This window comes from Marinobacter maroccanus (assembly GCF_002933275.1).
Taxonomy (GTDB): domain Bacteria; phylum Pseudomonadota; class Gammaproteobacteria; order Pseudomonadales; family Oleiphilaceae; genus Marinobacter; species Marinobacter maroccanus.
In genome coordinates this window covers 13,219-29,687 of sequence record NZ_PSSX01000017.1, presented here as the reverse complement: position 1 = coordinate 29,687, position 16,469 = coordinate 13,219, and the positions used below count along the sequence as shown (strand labels likewise).

Annotated in this window: 13 protein-coding genes; 9 read left to right on the top strand and 4 right to left on the bottom strand. The window is 56.1% G+C overall.

Features of this window, described 5'->3' with window-relative positions:
• Positions 1 to 14 precede the first annotated feature (14 nt).
• Both edd and KEHDKFFH_RS15975 read left to right on the top strand, forming a co-directional pair.
• Positions 15 to 1,835, top strand: coding sequence for a phosphogluconate dehydratase (gene edd / locus KEHDKFFH_RS15980; RefSeq protein WP_104322838.1), 1,821 nt, complete (start codon positions 15 to 17; stop codon positions 1,833 to 1,835).
• Complete coding sequence (locus tag KEHDKFFH_RS15975) at positions 1,832 to 2,797, top strand: glucokinase (protein ID WP_104322837.1); 966 nt, start codon at positions 1,832 to 1,834, stop codon at positions 2,795 to 2,797. The genes edd and KEHDKFFH_RS15975 overlap by 4 nt, the downstream gene beginning before the upstream one ends.
• A gap of 21 nt (positions 2,798 to 2,818) precedes the next feature.
• Here KEHDKFFH_RS15975 and KEHDKFFH_RS15970 read toward each other — a convergent pair whose 3' ends face one another.
• On the bottom strand, positions 2,819 to 3,559 hold the full coding sequence (locus KEHDKFFH_RS15970) for a nitroreductase family protein (RefSeq protein ID WP_104322836.1): 741 nt from the start codon (positions 3,557 to 3,559) through the stop codon (positions 2,819 to 2,821).
• A gap of 92 nt (positions 3,560 to 3,651) precedes the next feature.
• Here KEHDKFFH_RS15970 and KEHDKFFH_RS15965 point away from each other — a divergent pair, with 92 nt between their 5' ends.
• Positions 3,652 to 4,260, top strand: coding sequence for a uracil-DNA glycosylase family protein (locus KEHDKFFH_RS15965; protein ID WP_104322835.1), 609 nt, complete (start codon positions 3,652 to 3,654; stop codon positions 4,258 to 4,260).
• A 524-nt stretch (positions 4,261 to 4,784) separates the two neighbouring features.
• Positions 4,785 to 5,927 (top strand): porin, encoded by a 1,143-nt coding sequence (locus KEHDKFFH_RS15960; RefSeq protein ID WP_104322834.1) that lies wholly within the window; start codon positions 4,785 to 4,787, stop codon positions 5,925 to 5,927.
• Between the two features lie 275 nt (positions 5,928 to 6,202).
• On the opposite strand, the gene glpD is transcribed toward KEHDKFFH_RS15960, so the two are convergent.
• Positions 6,203 to 7,732, bottom strand: a complete 1,530-nt coding sequence (gene glpD / locus KEHDKFFH_RS15955) for a glycerol-3-phosphate dehydrogenase (protein WP_104322833.1) — start codon at positions 7,730 to 7,732, stop codon at positions 6,203 to 6,205.
• 179 nt (positions 7,733 to 7,911) lie between these two features.
• Positions 7,912 to 8,670: a DeoR/GlpR family transcriptional regulator gene (locus KEHDKFFH_RS15950; RefSeq protein WP_104322832.1), complete on the bottom strand. Its 759-nt coding sequence runs from the start codon at positions 8,668 to 8,670 to the stop codon at positions 7,912 to 7,914.
• 205 nt (positions 8,671 to 8,875) lie between these two features.
• Here KEHDKFFH_RS15950 and glpK point away from each other — a divergent pair, with 205 nt between their 5' ends.
• Positions 8,876 to 10,348 (top strand): glycerol kinase GlpK, encoded by a 1,473-nt coding sequence (glpK, locus tag KEHDKFFH_RS15945; protein ID WP_104322831.1) that lies wholly within the window; start codon positions 8,876 to 8,878, stop codon positions 10,346 to 10,348.
• Positions 10,349 to 10,374: 26 nt separating this feature from the next.
• Here the strand turns inward: glpK and KEHDKFFH_RS15940 are convergent, their stop codons facing one another.
• Positions 10,375 to 12,255 carry a sigma-54-dependent Fis family transcriptional regulator gene (locus KEHDKFFH_RS15940; protein ID WP_104322830.1) on the bottom strand — a complete coding sequence of 627 codons (1,881 nt, stop codon included), beginning with the start codon at positions 12,253 to 12,255 and terminating at the stop codon, positions 10,375 to 10,377.
• Between the two features lie 332 nt (positions 12,256 to 12,587).
• Between KEHDKFFH_RS15940 and KEHDKFFH_RS15935 the strand changes: the two genes are divergently transcribed.
• Genes KEHDKFFH_RS15935 through KEHDKFFH_RS15920 form a run of 4 tightly spaced genes read left to right on the top strand, consistent with a single transcriptional unit; the run spans position 12,588 to position 16,465 of the window.
• Positions 12,588 to 13,682, top strand: a complete 1,095-nt coding sequence (locus tag KEHDKFFH_RS15935) for an ABC transporter ATP-binding protein (RefSeq protein WP_104322829.1) — start codon at positions 12,588 to 12,590, stop codon at positions 13,680 to 13,682.
• Positions 13,682 to 14,782, top strand: a complete 1,101-nt coding sequence (locus KEHDKFFH_RS15930) for an ABC transporter ATP-binding protein (RefSeq protein ID WP_104322828.1) — start codon at positions 13,682 to 13,684, stop codon at positions 14,780 to 14,782. Before KEHDKFFH_RS15935 ends, KEHDKFFH_RS15930 begins: the two co-directional genes overlap by 1 nt.
• Positions 14,782 to 15,648 carry a carbohydrate ABC transporter permease gene (locus KEHDKFFH_RS15925; RefSeq protein WP_104322827.1) on the top strand — a complete coding sequence of 289 codons (867 nt, stop codon included), beginning with the start codon at positions 14,782 to 14,784 and terminating at the stop codon, positions 15,646 to 15,648. Before KEHDKFFH_RS15930 ends, KEHDKFFH_RS15925 begins: the two co-directional genes overlap by 1 nt.
• Before the next feature lie 10 nt (positions 15,649 to 15,658).
• Positions 15,659 to 16,465 carry a carbohydrate ABC transporter permease gene (locus tag KEHDKFFH_RS15920; protein WP_008174643.1) on the top strand — a complete coding sequence of 269 codons (807 nt, stop codon included), beginning with the start codon at positions 15,659 to 15,661 and terminating at the stop codon, positions 16,463 to 16,465.
• Positions 16,466 to 16,469: the final 4 nt, after the last annotated feature.

Here is a 16,469-nt window from a genome sequence, read left to right as displayed (position 1 = left end):
CAATGGAGCCCACCATGCACCCGACCGTAGACAAGGTTACCCAGAGAATTATCGAGCGCAGTCGCTCAACGCGGCAGGACTACCTGGACCGCATGAATGCTCTCAAAGCCCAGTCCCCGCACCGGAGTTCTCTGTCCTGCGGCAATCTGGCCCACGGTTTTGCGGCCTGTAATCAGGGCGACAAAGACACCCTGAAGTTCATGAACAAGGCCAACGTGGCCATGGTAACGGCCTATAACGATATGCTTTCGGCCCACCAACCCTACGAAAAGTTCCCGGATCTTATTCGGGAGGCGGCCCGGGGCATGGGTTCCGTGGCTCAGGTGGCCGGTGGCACGCCCGCCATGTGTGATGGTGTAACCCAGGGCCAGCCGGGTATGGAGCTGAGCCTGTTTTCCCGGGACACCATCGCCATGAGTACCGCCGTGGCCCTGAGTCACAACATGTTCGATGCCACGATGCTCCTGGGCATTTGTGACAAGATCGTGCCGGGCCTTCTGATCGGCTCGCTGAGCTTCGGCTATCTTCCTACCATTCTGGTTCCAGCAGGCCCGATGCCCTCAGGGTTGCCCAACAAGGAAAAACAGCGGATTCGCCAGCTTTACGCCGAGGGCAAGGTTGGCAAGGACGAATTACTGGAGGCCGAGAGCAAGTCCTATCACAGTCCGGGGACCTGCACGTTTTATGGCACGGCCAACAGCAACCAGCTGTTGGTGGAAGTCATGGGTCTGCACATGCCGGGGTCGGCTTTTGTAAATCCCAATACACCGCTGCGCGACGAGCTCACCCGGGCCGCGACCGAGCAGGTGATCAAGCTTTCAAAGCCTCACGGTGGCGAGCTTGGTCTTGGCGATATGGTAGATGAAAAGAGCATCGTCAATGCGCTGGTGGCGCTGCTGGTCACGGGTGGCTCGACCAATCACACCATCCACTGGATCGCGATTGCCCGTGCCGCGGGGATCATTATCGACTGGAACGACTATGCCGAGCTTTCCTCGGTAGTTCCGTCCATGACCCGGATCTACCCCAATGGGCAGGAAGACGTGAATGCCTTCCACGAGGCTGGCGGAACCCCGTTCCTGATCAGGGAGCTGTTGAGCGGTGGGTACCTGCACAATGACGTGAACACGGTGGTGGGCTTTGGCCTGGAACGATACACCGAAATGCCGGAGTTGGCGGATGAGAAGCTGGTTTGGAAGCCGGCGCCGGAAAAAAGCCTTCGTCCGGATGTGCTCAGCCCGGTTGCGGAACCGTTTGCACCGGATGGTGGGCTGCGAGTTCTTGACGGCAACCTTGGCCGGGGCGTCATCAAGGTATCTGCCGTTGCCCCGGAACATCGGAAAGTTGAAGCGCCGGCCGTTGTCTTTAATGACCAGAACGAACTCAAGGCAGCCTTTGAGGCGGGCGACCTGGACAGGGATTGCATTGTGATCGTGCGTTTCCAGGGGCCCAAGAGTAATGGCATGCCGGAACTGCACAAGCTCACCCCCTACCTTGGCGTGTTGCAGGATCGCGGGTTCAAGGTGGGCCTGGTGACCGATGGCCGTATGTCCGGCGCGTCGGGTAAGGTGCCTGCGGCGATCCATGTGTACCCGGAGGCACTGGATGGTGGCCCCCTGGCGAAGGTCAAGAATGGTGATACGGTCTGCCTGGATGCCGAAAACGGTGTTCTTGCCATCCGCGTGGATGAACAGGCGTTCGCCGGCCGGGAATCTGAAAAAGCCGACCTGACCGGGTATCATCACGGCTACGGTCGGGAGTTGTTTGGCTGGATGCGTCGCGCTGCCAGCAATCCCGAGGAAGGGGCCAGCTTTTTCTGGAATCATGAGGCATGACAGCAACACATTATTCACTGGTTGGTGATATTGGCGGCACCAATGCTCGTTTCGCCCTGGTAGAGCAGGGCAGCGTGCAGCCCCGGGCCATCGAGATTCTGCCCTGTGGGGAATATACAAATCTTGATGACGCCGTGCGGGATTATCTGGCCCGGGTCGGGGTTTCAGAGGTAAATGGGGCCTGTCTGGCAGTTGCCTCACCGGTTCGCGGTACCCAGGTTCGGATGACCAACAACCATTGGCGTTTCGATACCGAAGAAGTCCGGGAACAGTTTGGCTGGTCCACGTTCAAGGTAATCAATGATTTTACCGCCATGGCCCTGGGCGTTCCCCACGTTGCGGACGACCATCTGGTGCATGTTTGTGGCGGCCCGGGTGACAGCCGTCGCCCCAGACTCGTTATGGGTCCTGGAACTGGGCTCGGTGTTTCAGGCCTGGTGCCCATTGAGCATGGCTGGGTGCCGTTAATGACCGAGGGTGGCCACGTGGATTTCGCTCCCACGGACGATACCGAAATGGCTGTGCTGCGGATTCTCAAGGCCCGGTTTGGCCGGGTGTCCGTAGAGCGAATTCTGTGTGGCCAGGGCCTGCTGAACCTGTATCAGGCTCATGCCGAAATTCAGGGCGTAGCCGCCCCACTGGATGCGCCGGAGAAAATCACCGCGGCTGCGGTAGAAAACTCCGACAGCCTGGCTCGACACACGCTCCGCCACTTCTGTGAAATCCTCGGTCGGGTAGCCGGCAATGGGGTTCTGACCCTGGGGAGCACCGGCGGTGTCTACCTGTGCGGTGGAATCCTGCCCCGCTTCCTCGAGTTCTTTCTGGAAAGTCCGTTTCGAAATGGCTTCGAGGATAAAGGCAGAATGCGTCCGCTGCTGGAGTTCACTCCGGTCTTCGTGGTCACCGAGCCCTACACAGGGCTGCTGGGAGCCGCTGAGGCACTGGGCAATCCGGAGGTATGACATCGGATTGCCGCCGCGGGATCAGAGATAATGCACCAGTTGGCTCTGATCAAAACGGTACTGGCGGTTGTACACGCCGTTTTCTGCCCGTCGGCCGGCTGCCAGCACCATGGTCACCAGGCCTTTCCCGGGTAGGTTTAGCAGCTTCTTGACACGATACTCGTCAAATCCCTCCATGGGGCAGGAATCATAGCCGTGGGCCCGGAGTGCGAGCATCAGGTTCTGGGCCGCCAGGGCTGTGGATTTGGTGGCCCAGATTTTCATCTCGCAGGTGGAGTAGGGGCCTCGGGGCACAGGCCGGGTGATTCCCACCGCCAGGCCTGCCGCTTTCTTTGCTAACCCTAGAATACCGAAGGGGCCCTGGTTGTAATGAATGGGGGCGACTTTGCGGTAGTACTTTTCAACGATGGGCGGCAGCTTTTCTTCCGGCCAGTCCTCCAGGGCTTGCCGTGCATGAGCTCGCCAGGTGTCGGGTCGGGCAACCACCACGATTAGCGCGGCGGCGGTTTTTGCGGCATTCTGGCCAAGGCAGGCGTGGGCCAGTTTTGCCTTCAGCTCCGGAGTGCGGACAACGAAAAATTCCCAGGGCTGAAGATTGCTGGAATTGGGGGCCAGGGTGGCCAGCTCCAGGCAATCGTCAAGCACCGTCTCGGGAATAGGCTCATCGGTGAAGCGCCTGATGGAACGGCGCGTGCGAACGACTTTCCGGAACTCTTCGATATCGATTTCCGGCAGCGGTAGAGAGCCTGCTTTGGCATTCATGATGTGTCCTTCGAGACTTGTTGTGTCGTGATTGTGCCTCTATCGTTACGGGAAATGCCTGTTTATGCAATCACCCTGAAGACGGAACGCTCATGACTGAGGATCTTTCCCGGCTTCCCTTCGACGACCTGGTTCGACGTGTGCGGGCGTGTACGATTTGCGCCGACGTTCTTCCACGCGGGCCGAGGCCGGTCATACAGATATCGGAAAGCGCCAGAATCCTGGTGGTCGGGCAGGCTCCGGGCAGGCGAGTGCACGAAACCGGGCTGCCCTTCAACGATCCCAGCGGCGATCGGCTTCGACAGTGGATGGGGGTAAACCGGGATACTTTCTATGACGAGCAAAAACTCGCCATCCTGCCCATGGGGTTTTGCTATCCGGGTACCGGCAAGTCCGGAGATCTTCCGCCGCGACCGGAGTGCGCGCCAGCCTGGCGCAACTTGTTGCTGGATCGTCTGCCACAAATCGGGTTGACTCTGGTCATCGGTCAGTATGCCCATGCCTGGCACCTGGCCGATTGTCGTAAATCCGTCACGGCCAATGTGCAGCAGTGGCAGGAGTATTGGCCGAAAGTTCTGCCTATGCCTCATCCCAGCCCCAGAAATAACCTCTGGCTGCGCCGAAACCCCTGGTTCGAAAGCGAAGTGGTGCCCGAACTGCAGCGGCGCGTGGCCCAACTTCTTGAGCCTGAGCCCGGATAAGCGGGCTCAGGCTCGTCCCGCCAAGCCAATAAAAATGGCCCCAGGCAGTCCTCGCTGGCCTGCGGTAGAACTCGACCAAGCCTCCCAGTGCCGGGGATTGCCGGGCGGCTCATCACGAGCATCAAGCCGATAAACAGCAGAAATGCTTTCATGATCGTGTCTTGATTTGTTGCTTTTCGTACATTTGCTGATCATATGGTTCGCCTAAAGGTTCGACAACGAAGTTTTTTCAATTAACTATAAATAATTAAAAAAAATATTAAAAACAAATATTTAAATAATTTTAAGGAGAGTTAAGCCCATCTGGGCACCATCAAAACGAAAATTTTTTCGATCATAAACTTTTCATTTGCAATTTTCAGAGTTAAATTTGTTCTGTTTCGAACCAAAATGACCTTATTCGAAAATAAGGCGGTTCGTTAACGCAATTAGTTAGTCGCCAGGCGCTTGACCACGGTTATGTCCGTTGGCAAGGCGTTTTGGGGACTGCGACAGTTCAGCGCTAACAAAAACAGGAAGCTAACATGATCGAAAATAACAATGTCCCTATGTCGTCCAACAACCATTCTTTCCGGAAGGCTCCTCTGGCAGCCGCGCTGCTACTGGCGGCGGGCGTCGCCTCGCCAGCCTTGGCAGAGGTTTCGTTTGAATCGGACAATGGGTGGAAAGCTGGATTCAATGGCCATATTCCGATCTTTGCCGTGTTCGGTAATTATGACCAACCAACCGATGAGGATTCATTCACCATCACGACCGGCTTCAATCCGGCAACACTGCAAACCAACATCTACGCACCGACCCAGAATGGCCTGGAAGTCTCTGGTCACTTCCAGATGAACGCCAACATTGCGCCGGGCGATGCAGATGCGGAGTTCCGCAGCCGGGTTTCCGAGATTGCCGTGGCCGGTGATTTTGGCCAGGTCAATATTGGTAAGGGTTTCGGTATCTATGGGGTTCCTGCCATTGGTGATAACGGCAGCGCGCTGGGTGTCGGCCTGATCGGAGGGCCGGACCAGGTAGCGGCCACAGCCGGGCGTATCGGTAACGGCTACTTCTACGCCAACTTCACACCCCGTGTGATGTACACCTCCAACAGCCTGGGCGGCCTGCAGTTCAAAGTTGGCCTGTTCAGCCCGTCGAAGGTTAGTGAAGCAGATTTTCCGGCGGCGGCAGACGCTGAATACACCATGCCCCGGATCGAAGCGAACGTGGTGTACTCCGGCAACAATTTCTCCCTATGGTCCAGTGGCTTCACTCAGGACGTGGACTCGAAAACCGGTGCTTTTGATGACTACACCATGTCCGGTATCGATTTCGGCGGCTCCGTATCGTTCGGTGGTCTGAGTGTTCGTGGCAACTATGGCATTACCCAGGGTACCGGCAATGGCGTGTTTGCCGCCCGCCTGGACCCGAACGAGGAAGACGCGAGCCAGTGGTATGTTGAAACCACCTACCAGATCAACCGGACCACGTTGGGTGTCAGCTACGGTGAAGGTGAGGATGACTTCATCGCCGGTGACGGTGACGACACCGATCTGACCATGCTCTTCGCTCGCTACGCGGCAACAGATCACCTGACCCTGATGGCTGAATACACCACGTTGGGTACAGGTGATGGGCAGGGCGAATATGATGCGATCATTTTTGGTTCGCAGCTGACGTTCTGATTGATGCCAGATGACTGCTCCTCCAACCATAGGGGATGCAATGAAAAGGTTGAGGGTCATTCCTCAACCTTTTTTGTTGGAGTTTCTGCACAAAGTTTCCGAGGACAGGGGGAGGGCTTTCCCAAAACCGTGCGGAGCCAGGGATGGCGGAGCCGAGCGTACAGGGACGTATTCACAGCGTGTTTTGGGAAAGCCCTCCCCCTGTCCGTGTACTCGGACGTAAAAAAGCTCCGGGCGGAGATTATCCGGCCGGAGCAAAAATGCCTGAGAGAGCTTCAGGCGCTGTGGTGGAGAGCAGTCTTGCGGTTATCGGTAGTGACCGTTTCCATCAGAAAATGTTCCAGAGCTTCAACATTCGAGTCACTGGCGTATAGCCCCTGTTTGGTCCTGCGCCAGAGAATATCCTCTGACGTCATGGCCCATTCGTTCTTTATCAGGTGCTCAACTTCCCGCTGATACAGCGTCCCGGCGAAATGTTTGCCCAGGTCGTCCATTGAGTGGCAATCTCGGAGAATGTCGTAGCTGGTTGTGCCGTAGGTACGAACGTAGCGACTGATCACCTTCTCGGAGAGCCAGGGAAAATCACGTCTGAGGGTTTCTTCAAGTGCCTCATGATTGGCAAAGTCTCCGCCCGGCAAAACACCAGTCTTGGTCCAGCGACCGCCGGCCTCCGGAAAGAACTGGCACAGCTTGTCCGTGGCGGCTTCGGCCAGTTTGCGATAGGTGGTGATCTTGCCTCCGAAAACCGAAATCAGCGGCGCCTTACCTTTTTCACTATTGACCTCGAAGGAGTAGTCCCGTGACGCTTTCTGGGCATTCTCCTGCTCATCGTCCATCAGAGGGCGGACACCGGAGTAGGACCAGACAACATCCGAAGGCTCCAGTTGTCGCTTGAAGTGAGAGTTCACGATGTTCAGCAGGTAGTCGGTTTCCTCGGGCGAAATCTTTGCTTTTTTCGGGTCACCTTCGTAGTCCACGTCGGTGGTGCCCACCAGTGAGAATTCGTCCTCATAGGGAATGACGAAAACGATCCGCTCGTCCTCATTCTGAAGGATATAGGCCTCGGTGCCCTTGTTCATGCGCGGTACCACAATATGACTGCCTTTCACCATGCGAATCATCTTGGGCGCCGGCATTGAAAGCGTCTCGCCGAACAGTTTGCTTACCCAGGGGCCTGAGGCATTCACAATAGCCTTCGCCGATACCGTTTTCTCGGTTTCATTCGTCATGTCACGAAGAGTGACCGTCCATTCCTTTGAGCCTTGTTCTGCCTTAACGCATTTGGTGCGAGTCAGTATCTGCGCACCGAACTGCTGTGCTTTCTTTGCGGTCAGTACCACCAGGCGGGCATCGTCTACCCAGCCGTCCGAGTATTCAAAGCCCTTGGTGATATCGGGTTTTAGCGGATCATCTGTCCCAAATTTGATCGAGCGTGAGCCCGGCAGGATTTCCCGTTTTGCCAGATGGTCATACAGAAACAGGCCGGTGCGAATCATCCAGGCTGGGCGCAGGTGAGGGCGGTGAGGTAGTCGGAAACGCATTGGCCACATGATGTGTGGGGAATTGCGCAGCAGGGATTCGCGCTCGGCCAGGGCTTCCCGGACCAGGCGAAATTCATAGTGTTCCAGATACCGTAGCCCACCGTGTATCAGCTTGCTGCTGCTTGATGATGTAGCTGATGCCAGATCATTCATTTCGCAAAGCAGGACCTTCAGGCCTCTACCCGCCGCGTCCATGGCGATTCCCGTGCCGTTGACTCCGCCGCCAACGACAATAACGTCAAACTGATCGTGCTCCATAGTCATTGTTGGTCATCTCCTGACACCAATGGAAAAGACGCTTTGTTGTGATGCGCACTTTTCAATGTTCAATATGCGGTATAGCTCATTATGCGAAAGGCAAGGATATTCGTAAAGGAAAAAATAGAAAAAAAACGAAAAGAACGAGGCGTTCACATTTTCGGGTAGGAGGGGAGCGAAAGAAATCAGACGATATGAAGCTGTACGTTGTGTTCGGTCAGCAGCTGGCGGATTTCCACAGGTGGCTGCTGGTCGGTGAACACATGGTCAGCTTGGGAAATGTTTCCGAGACGGACCATGGCGTTGCGTCCGAACTTGGAATGGTCGGCGGCAAGAAGAACCTGGTTGGAGTTAGCAATGATTGCCTGGGCGACGCGGACTTCGCGGTAATCGAAATCGAGCAGGGAGCCATCGTTATGGATGCCGCTGATGCCGATGATGCCGAAGTCCATCTTGAACTGGTTGATGAAGTCCCGCGTGGCTTCACCAACAATGCCGCCGTCTCTGTTGCGTACTTCACCGCCGGCAATGATTACATGGAAGTCTTCTTTTGCCGACAGGATCGATGCCACATGGAGGTTGTTCGTAACGATTTGCAGGTTGTTCTTTTCCAGAAGAGCCTTGGCGATGGTCTCGGTGGTGGTACCAATATTGATGAACATCGAGGAGTTATCCGGTATCTGCGCTACCAGCGCTTCCGCAATGCGCTCCTTGGCTTCCAGGTCCATGATCTTCCGGGCCTGATAAGCGGTGTTGACGGTGCTGGAGTCGATGCCTGCGCCACCATGGTGTCTACGGAGCTTTTTGTGTTTCGCAAGCTCGTTCAGGTCCCGGCGGATGGTCTGGGGCGTTACCTTGAACTGATCCACCAGCTGTTCGGTTGTGACGAAACCGTTCTGCTGGATCAGCTCCATAATCAGATCCTGTCGGCGACGCTGTGCCATTAAAACCTCCTCCGCTCTGTCATTCTTCTCGTGCGAAATACTGTGCGTCCGAAAACATTCCCAAAGTTTAGTGGTTTTCAGCGGGTTATGCAGCTTTTTTAACGGGGGCGACCTGCAATATGTGCGTTTTCCGTGAAAACCTCTTGGCATTGATGTTCAAAAAAGTAAAAATACGAAAAAACAAGAAAGCGAGGTCAAACATATTATGAGCCAGTACATCCTTTCTATCGATCAGGGAACCACCAGTTCCAGAGCCATACTCTTTGACCTGCAGGGCAACATACACGCCACTCGCCAGCAGGAATTCCCGCAGCATTTCCCGGCCAGTGGCTGGGTTGAGCACAATCCGGAGGACATCTGGTCATCGGTTCAGCAGACCTGCGACGCCGTGATGGCCGAAGAGTGCGGTGATCGCGGTGAAGTGGTTGCGGTGGGGATTACCAACCAGCGTGAGACCACAGTGGTTTGGGATCGTGAAACCGGAGAGCCTGTTTACAACGCAATCGTCTGGCAGGACCGGCGAACCGCCTCCTACTGTGAGTCCCTGAAAAGTGAAGGGCTTGAATCCTGGGTCAACAGCAAGACTGGCCTCTTGATTGATCCCTATTTCTCCGCCACCAAGATCCGCTGGATACTGGAAAATGTCGCTGGTGTCCGCGAGCGCGCAGAGCGGGGTGAGCTGGCTTTTGGAACGGTCGACAGCTTTCTGCTGTGGCGCCTGACCGGTGGCCGCGAGCATCGTACCGACGCCACCAATGCCAGCCGTACACTGCTTTTCAATATTCATTCCCAGAAATGGGATCCGGAGCTTCTGGAGCTTTTCGGCATTCCCGAATCGCTTTTACCGGAGGTGATGGATTCTGCCGATCAGTTCGGACAGATTACCCACGGTGGGGCGCTCAACGGCACTTCGGTACTTGGCGTTGCCGGCGATCAGCAGGCCGCCCTGTTTGGCCAGACCTGCTTTGGCATTGGCATGGCAAAGAGCACATACGGCACCGGCTGCTTCCTGATGCTCAATACCGGCGACAAGGCTTTGCAATCGGAGCACCGGTTGCTGACCACGGTGGCGTATCGGGTGAAGGGCAAGCCTACCTATGCCCTTGAGGGCAGTATTTTTATCGCCGGCGCCACCATTCAATGGCTGCGGGATGGCCTTCAGCTTATCCGGGACGCCTGTGAAACCGAGCCTCTGGCGGAGGGAACGCCAGTCGATCATGGTGTATACCTGGTGCCGGCATTTACCGGGCTTGGGGCGCCCTATTGGGATCCCAATGCGAGAGGCGCCATATTCGGTCTTACCCGGGATACTGGCATCAAGGAAATTGTTACGGCGGGCCTGCAATCCGTTTGCTACCAGACCAAGGATCTGCAAAAGGCCATGGAAAAAGACGGCATTCGCCCGGTCAACCTCAGAGTTGACGGTGGCATGGTGGCAAATAACTGGGTCCTGCAGTTCCTGGCGGACATACTCGGTGCCCGGGTGGATCGCCCGTCGCTTGTAGAAACCACGGCCCTTGGCGCCGCTTACCTGGCGGGCCTTGAAGCAGGTGTTTATAAATCCCTCGAGGAGCTCGCGGAATTATGGCGATGCGACCGGAATTTTGAGCCGGTCATGACCAAAGAGGATCGGGACAAGCTGTACGATGGCTGGATCCAGGCGGTGCAAAAGCTCTGAATCCCTGACTTTCCCGGCAGCGAATATCACCGAACTCCCAATTCCCGCAGGCGCTTGTACAGAGTGTTGCGGCTAATGGCGAGTTCTCTCGCTGCCTGAGATACGTTGCCTGTGCATTTTCGATAGACCTTGAGCGTTCTGGCAAGTGTATCCTCCGCTTCCACCTCAACGTCGGCGAAACCTGGCTCCAGGACAGCTGTTTCGGACTCCTCACCGGCCCTGGCCTCGAATTCCGCGAGAAAGTCTTCCGGCAAGTGCCAGACCTGCACGTCCTCCCCGTCTGCAATCGCGATCGCCACCCGCAACACATTCACCAGTTGCCGAATGTTGCCTGGCCACGGGTGGTTCTCCAGGGCGGAAAGTACTTTGGGAGATAGATACTCTGACTGTCCGGGGTCCCGGTGCTGCGAATAGAGGGTCTGTATCAGGGGCAACCTGTCGGCCCGGTTCCGAAGGGCAGGGAGTTCCACGCAAAGGCCATTAATGCGGTAGTAGAGATCCGCCCGGAAATGGCCGTTGTCGATACGTGAGGTCAGAGGCCGGTTGGTCGCGGTAACCAGCAAAATATCGACAGGAACACTGTCAGTTGAGCCCACCGGGGTAACGACCCGTTCCTGCAGTACCCGAAGCAGCCGGGACTGTGCCGAAAGGGGCATTTCGCCAATCTCATCAAGAAACAGAATGCCCTTGTGGGCCTTTCGAAGGAACCCCAGGGAGCCCTGCGCCCGGGCGCCGGTAAATGCGCCAGCTTCGTAACCGAACAGTTCCGATTCAACCAGTTCCGGTGGAATCGCCGCACAGTTAACCGCCACCAGAGGCTGATCCTTGCGGTGGGATGCCCGATGAAGTGCCTTGACCAGAACTTCCTTGCCGACCCCTGTCTCGCCCGTGATAAGCACCGGTACACCCCGCTGCAGGACTTTGAGACTCTGTGTGGCGCACCGCTTGACGGCTGAGTCGCCATACTCGAGGTTGTCGATGCCCAGAAACGCATCGGCTTGCCTGACCTCGTCTGGCAGCGGCGAAGGCTCTGCCTGTGCTGCGTTATTGCCAAGCCTTGTCGGGCGCTTGATCCGGGCGCTCAGTCGTACCTTGCTTCGGGTGGTCAGCTGCAGGTTTTCGGTCTCAGAATGCCCCAGAATGTGGTTTCGGTGGCCGGTAAATAGCTCATCCAGACGGGCCTCAACGGTATTTATTCCCAGCAACTGGTCCGCCCGCTGGTTGCTCGCTATGACCCGGCCGGAATCATCGCACATCAGGATGCCCGACCAGGGGCTGTCGAAGTTGTCCGCCGTGGTATTCAGGGTGATCTGGAAATGATCCGGGCCAAACTGACGGTTGATGAGGCGGTTTTCCACCGACTGGGAAAGCAGCCGAACCATGCCCAGGGTGTGTGCCTGGGGCAGGTAGGCGTCGCTGAACACACTGAGAACACCGGCAATCTGCCTGTGGGCGTCGAAAATAGGTGCTGCGGAGCCAATGATGCTTCGGTTTGTTTTCAGAAAATGTTCGTTTCGCTGAATCTGTACAGGCGCGCCGACAGCAATCGACGTTCCGATGGCGTTGGTGCCGCAATTCTGCTCCTGCCAGTTTGCGCCGGTCTGGAACCAGGGCTTCAGGCGGGTCTCGGTGATGCGTTCATCGCCCCAGCTGTTCAGCACCGTTGCGTGCTGATCGGCGAGCAGAATGAGGCAGCGGCTGTTGGAAAGTACGTTCCGGTAGTAAGGCAGTACTTCGGCCTCGGTTACCGAGAGCAGCTCAATGTACTGGCGGTTTATTTCCTCCAGCCGGGCCGATTCCGGCATCAGCGGTGCCGGCTCGTGATCGTGATCAAGGCCCCAGGCAATGCAGCGATTCCACGAATCGGCAATAACGCTTCGATAATCCGAATATTCGTTTTTTCTCATCTGGCGTCACTCAGGCGTTCGTTTGTTGTTCTGGTCGACGTTCGAGCAGCTAACCCAGGCAAATGTGTTTCAGGTGTTGCTCAATCATCTGTGCAAATGCTGTTCACGTCAATGTTCAATTTGAACAAAGTAGTGCTAAACGAACATATGGATTTTCGTATAAGAAATTAAAACATAGATAAAAAGACCGTAAAAACAACGATGTAAGTAAAACCACCTATGGAGACAGGTAAGCTGGTATAGCCTTTGCGTAGGGAGATTCGAAATCGAATTTTCGTGGTCGGTGTAAACCGGCCCGGAGTGCGTTTCCACAAGAACAAAAAGGAAAGCCTATGTCCTTAACACTGGAGAACCTCTCCCGTGAGGTCGACGGTGTCGACTATATCCGGGATGCCAACCTCACCTTTGAGGCAGGTTCCTTTAACGTTCTGCTCGGCCGGACACTGGCCGGAAAGACTTCGCTGATGCGACTGATGGCCGGGCTGGACAAGCCTGATAGCGGCCGTCTGATCTATAACGGTGAGGACGTCACAGGGCAGAGCGTGCAGAGCCGCAACATATCGATGATCTATCAGCAGTTCATCAATTACCCCAATCTGACCGTCTACGAAAACATCGCCTCACCGCTGCGGCTGGCGAAGATGACGGAGTCCGAGATTGATCGCCGGGTGAAAGAAACCGCGTCCATGCTTCGGATTGATCCCCTGCTCAAGCGCTACCCGCTGGAACTGTCGGGTGGCCAGCAGCAGCGAACCGCCATGGCCCGGGCGCTGGTGAAGGATGCCACCCTGGTGTTATTCGATGAGCCTCTGGTCAACCTTGACTACAAGCTCCGCGAAGAGCTCAGGGCGGAACTGCGGGATCTGTTCCGGGAGCGACAGTGCATAGCGGTGTACGCAACCACAGAGGCCAATGAAGCTCTGGCGCTCGGTGGCACAACCACGTTGTTGCACGAAGGCCAGGTCGTTCAGACCGGCCCGGTTATGGATGTCTACCGCGCCCCCGTGAACACCCTCGCTGCACAGTTGTTCAGTGAACCCCCGATGAACATGATTCGCGGGCGTGTTTCTGAAACCGAAGTGACCTTCGACGAATATTCACACCACGCGCTGACTCAGGAGCTGGCGAAGCTTCAACCGGGTGATTACTGGTTCGGGATCCGGCCCAGCCATATCGGCCTGGTACCTACCAGCGACGATGATCTGGAAATGTCCATGGAGGTAGAGCTTAGCGAAATCAGTGGTTCTGAAACCTTCATGCATGTGGAGAACAGTCACTTCGAAATGGTCTTGCAGTTGATGGGCGTGCATCAGTACCACACAGGCTCACCAGTCAAGGTGTACTTGCCGATCAACAAACTGTTCGTCTTCGACAACAACGAACAACTGGTGCACACACCGTCCCAGGTTTCAGGAGGGTCTGTCTGATGGCTGAAATTCAATTGAAATCACTCGCCCACAGTTACAGTGATATGCCCGAGAGCCCAGACGATTACGCCATCCGTCAGCTCGACCACGTCTGGCACAAGGGTGGGGCGTACGCGCTGCTGGGTCCGTCCGGTTGCGGGAAAAGCACCATGCTGAACATTATTTCCGGCCTGGTTCAGCCCTCCGAGGGCGATGTCCTGTTCGACGGCAAGCGTGTCAATGAGCTGTCTCCCCGAGACAGAAATATTGCCCAGGTCTTCCAGTTTCCGGTCATTTACGACTCCATGACTGTCTACGACAACCTGGCGTTTCCCCTCAAGAACAACAAGGTGCCCGCCTCCAAGATCAAGGCCCGCGTTCATGAGATCGCCGAAGTCCTGGAAATCGAGGACAAGCTCTACAAGAAGGCAAAGAACCTGACCGCGGATGAGAAGCAGAAGGTTTCCATGGGCCGCGGCCTGGTGCGGGAAGACGTTTCGGCGATTCTGTTCGACGAGCCACTGACGGTGATCGATCCGCAGCTCAAGTGGAAGCTGCGCCGCAAGCTCAAGCAGATTCATGAACAGTTCGACATCACCATGGTGTATGTCACCCACGACCAGCTTGAAGCCTCCACCTTTGCCGACAAGATTGCCGTGATGTACGGCGGGCAGATCGTCCAGTTCGGTACGCCAACCGAGCTGTTCGAACAGCCCAATCACACCTTCGTGGGGTTCTTCATCGGCAGCCCCGGCATGAATCTCATTGAGGTGCAGCGGTGTCCCCGGGGCGTGTGCTTCGGAGGCACGGTTGTGGCACTTGAGCCCTGGCAGGTGGATATCCTTCAGCGAACCAAATCCACGAATCTCAAGATCGGTATCCGGCCGGAGTTCATCGAGGTGTCTTCGGTCGCTTCAGATGACACCTTTGAGGCCGAGGTACTCGACGTGGAGGATCTCGGCACCTACAAGATCGTTACCGTTCAGCTGGATCACGAGAGAATGAAAGTCCGGCAGAGCGAGGACTTCGCCGCATCAATCGGCAGCAGGGTTCATCTCTCGTTCCCAAGGCAATGGTTGAAGCTGTATGTGGACGAATTCCTGGTACAGGAGCAACAGTGATGCAAAAGGTACAAAACAACAAAGCCTGGTGGCTGGTGCTGCCGGTGTTTCTGCTCGTTGCCTTCTCGGCGCTGATTCCCCTGATGACCGTGGTGAATTACTCGGTCCAGGATATTTTTGGCCCGGGCCAGGCGTTCTTCGTGGGCACGGAATGGTTCAAGGAGGTGCTGACCGACGAGCGCCTGCAGGATTCCCTGCTTCGTCAGTTCATATTCTCTGGAGCGGTACTTCTGATCCAGATACCTCTGGGTATCGGGGTTGCCCTGATGATGCCGAAATCCGGTATTAAAGGCTCGCTCTGTCTGATTCTGCTGGCCATTCCGCTGCTGATTCCCTGGAACGTGGTTGGCACCATCTGGCAGATCTTTGCCCGGGGCGATATCGGTCTGTTCGGCTGGGGCATCAATCAGTTGGGGATTGATTACAACTACACTGGCGACACCCTCGATGCGTGGCTAACGGTCCTGTTGATGGATGTCTGGCACTGGACGCCGCTGGTGGCCTTGCTCTGCTATTCAGGGTTGCGGGCAATTCCGGAAGCTTTCTACCAGGCGGCGGAAATTGACCGCGCCTCGAAGTGGGCGGTATTCCGGTATATCCAGCTCCCGAGGCTCAAGAGTGTGCTGATCATCGCAGTGCTGCTGCGGTTCATGGACAGCTTCATGATTTACATTGAGCCGTTCGTGCTCACCGGTGGCGGCCCTGGCAGTTCCACCACCTTCCTGAGCCAGACCCTGACGACCATGGCAATCGGGCAGTTTGATCTGGGGCGCGCGGCTGCGTTCTCGCTGATCTACTTCCTCATTGTATTGCTGATTTCATGGCTCTTCTTTACCGCCATTACGCACGCCGACAAAGAAAAATAAGGGGAGTGTGATGAGACAGACACGTTCGAAAAACGTCGGGATTACGCTGTTTATTCTGCTGCTGCTGACTCCGATTTACTGGTTGCTGAACATGTCGTTCAAGACCAACCAGGAAATTCTCGGGGGACTCACCCTTTGGCCCCAGAACTTCACTCTGGATAACTATGCCGTGATCTTTACCGATCCCAGCTGGTACAACGGCTACATCAACTCGATGATCTATGTCTCCATCAATGTGGTCATCACGCTGCTTGTAGCCTTGCCTGCCGCCTATGCGTTCAGCCGCTACAAATTCCTGGGCGACAAGCACCTGTTCTTCTGGCTGCTGAGCAACCGGATGGCGCCGCCAGCGGTCTTCCTGCTGCCTTTCTTCCAACTTTATTCATCCATCGGCCTGTTCGACACCCACATTGCGGTGGCACTGGCTCACTGCCTGTTCAACGTGCCCCTGGCTGTCTGGATTCTGGAAGGGTTCATGTCCGGTGTGCCCCGGGAGTATGACGAGATGGCCTATATTGATGGCTACAGCTTTCCTAAATTCTTCGTGAAGGTGTTCCTGCCTATGATCCGTTCCGGGATCGGGGTGACGGCCTTTTTCGCCTTCATGTTCTCCTGGGTAGAGCTGTTGTTGGCCCGGACGTTGACGTCCGTGGATGCCCAGCCGATCGGGGCGATCATGACCCGAACGATAGGGGCGAGCGGTATCGACTGGGGTGTTCTGGCTGCCGCCGGTTCGCTCACCATCATTCCTGGCCTGCTGGTGATCTGGTTTGTTCGCAACCATGTTGCCAAAGGCTTCGCCCTCGGACGCGTGTAAGGAG

Coding starts and splice junctions, on each gene's coding strand:
- glpK (WP_104322831.1), top strand. CDS start 8,876: ATGAGCCAGTACATCCTTTCTATCGATCAGGGAACCACCAGTTCCAGA.
- KEHDKFFH_RS15965 (WP_104322835.1), top strand. CDS start 3,652: ATGACTGAGGATCTTTCCCGGCTTCCCTTCGACGACCTGGTTCGACGT.
- KEHDKFFH_RS15975 (WP_104322837.1), top strand. CDS start 1,832: ATGACAGCAACACATTATTCACTGGTTGGTGATATTGGCGGCACCAAT.
- KEHDKFFH_RS15935 (WP_104322829.1), top strand. CDS start 12,588: ATGTCCTTAACACTGGAGAACCTCTCCCGTGAGGTCGACGGTGTCGAC.
- edd (WP_104322838.1), top strand. CDS start 15: ATGCACCCGACCGTAGACAAGGTTACCCAGAGAATTATCGAGCGCAGT.
- KEHDKFFH_RS15970 (WP_104322836.1), bottom strand. CDS start 3,559: ATGAATGCCAAAGCAGGCTCTCTACCGCTGCCGGAAATCGATATCGAA.
- KEHDKFFH_RS15925 (WP_104322827.1), top strand. CDS start 14,782: ATGCAAAAGGTACAAAACAACAAAGCCTGGTGGCTGGTGCTGCCGGTG.
- glpD (WP_104322833.1), bottom strand. CDS start 7,732: ATGACTATGGAGCACGATCAGTTTGACGTTATTGTCGTTGGCGGCGGA.
- KEHDKFFH_RS15920 (WP_008174643.1), top strand. CDS start 15,659: ATGAGACAGACACGTTCGAAAAACGTCGGGATTACGCTGTTTATTCTG.
- KEHDKFFH_RS15940 (WP_104322830.1), bottom strand. CDS start 12,255: ATGAGAAAAAACGAATATTCGGATTATCGAAGCGTTATTGCCGATTCG.
- KEHDKFFH_RS15950 (WP_104322832.1), bottom strand. CDS start 8,670: ATGGCACAGCGTCGCCGACAGGATCTGATTATGGAGCTGATCCAGCAG.
- KEHDKFFH_RS15930 (WP_104322828.1), top strand. CDS start 13,682: ATGGCTGAAATTCAATTGAAATCACTCGCCCACAGTTACAGTGATATG.
- KEHDKFFH_RS15960 (WP_104322834.1), top strand. CDS start 4,785: ATGATCGAAAATAACAATGTCCCTATGTCGTCCAACAACCATTCTTTC.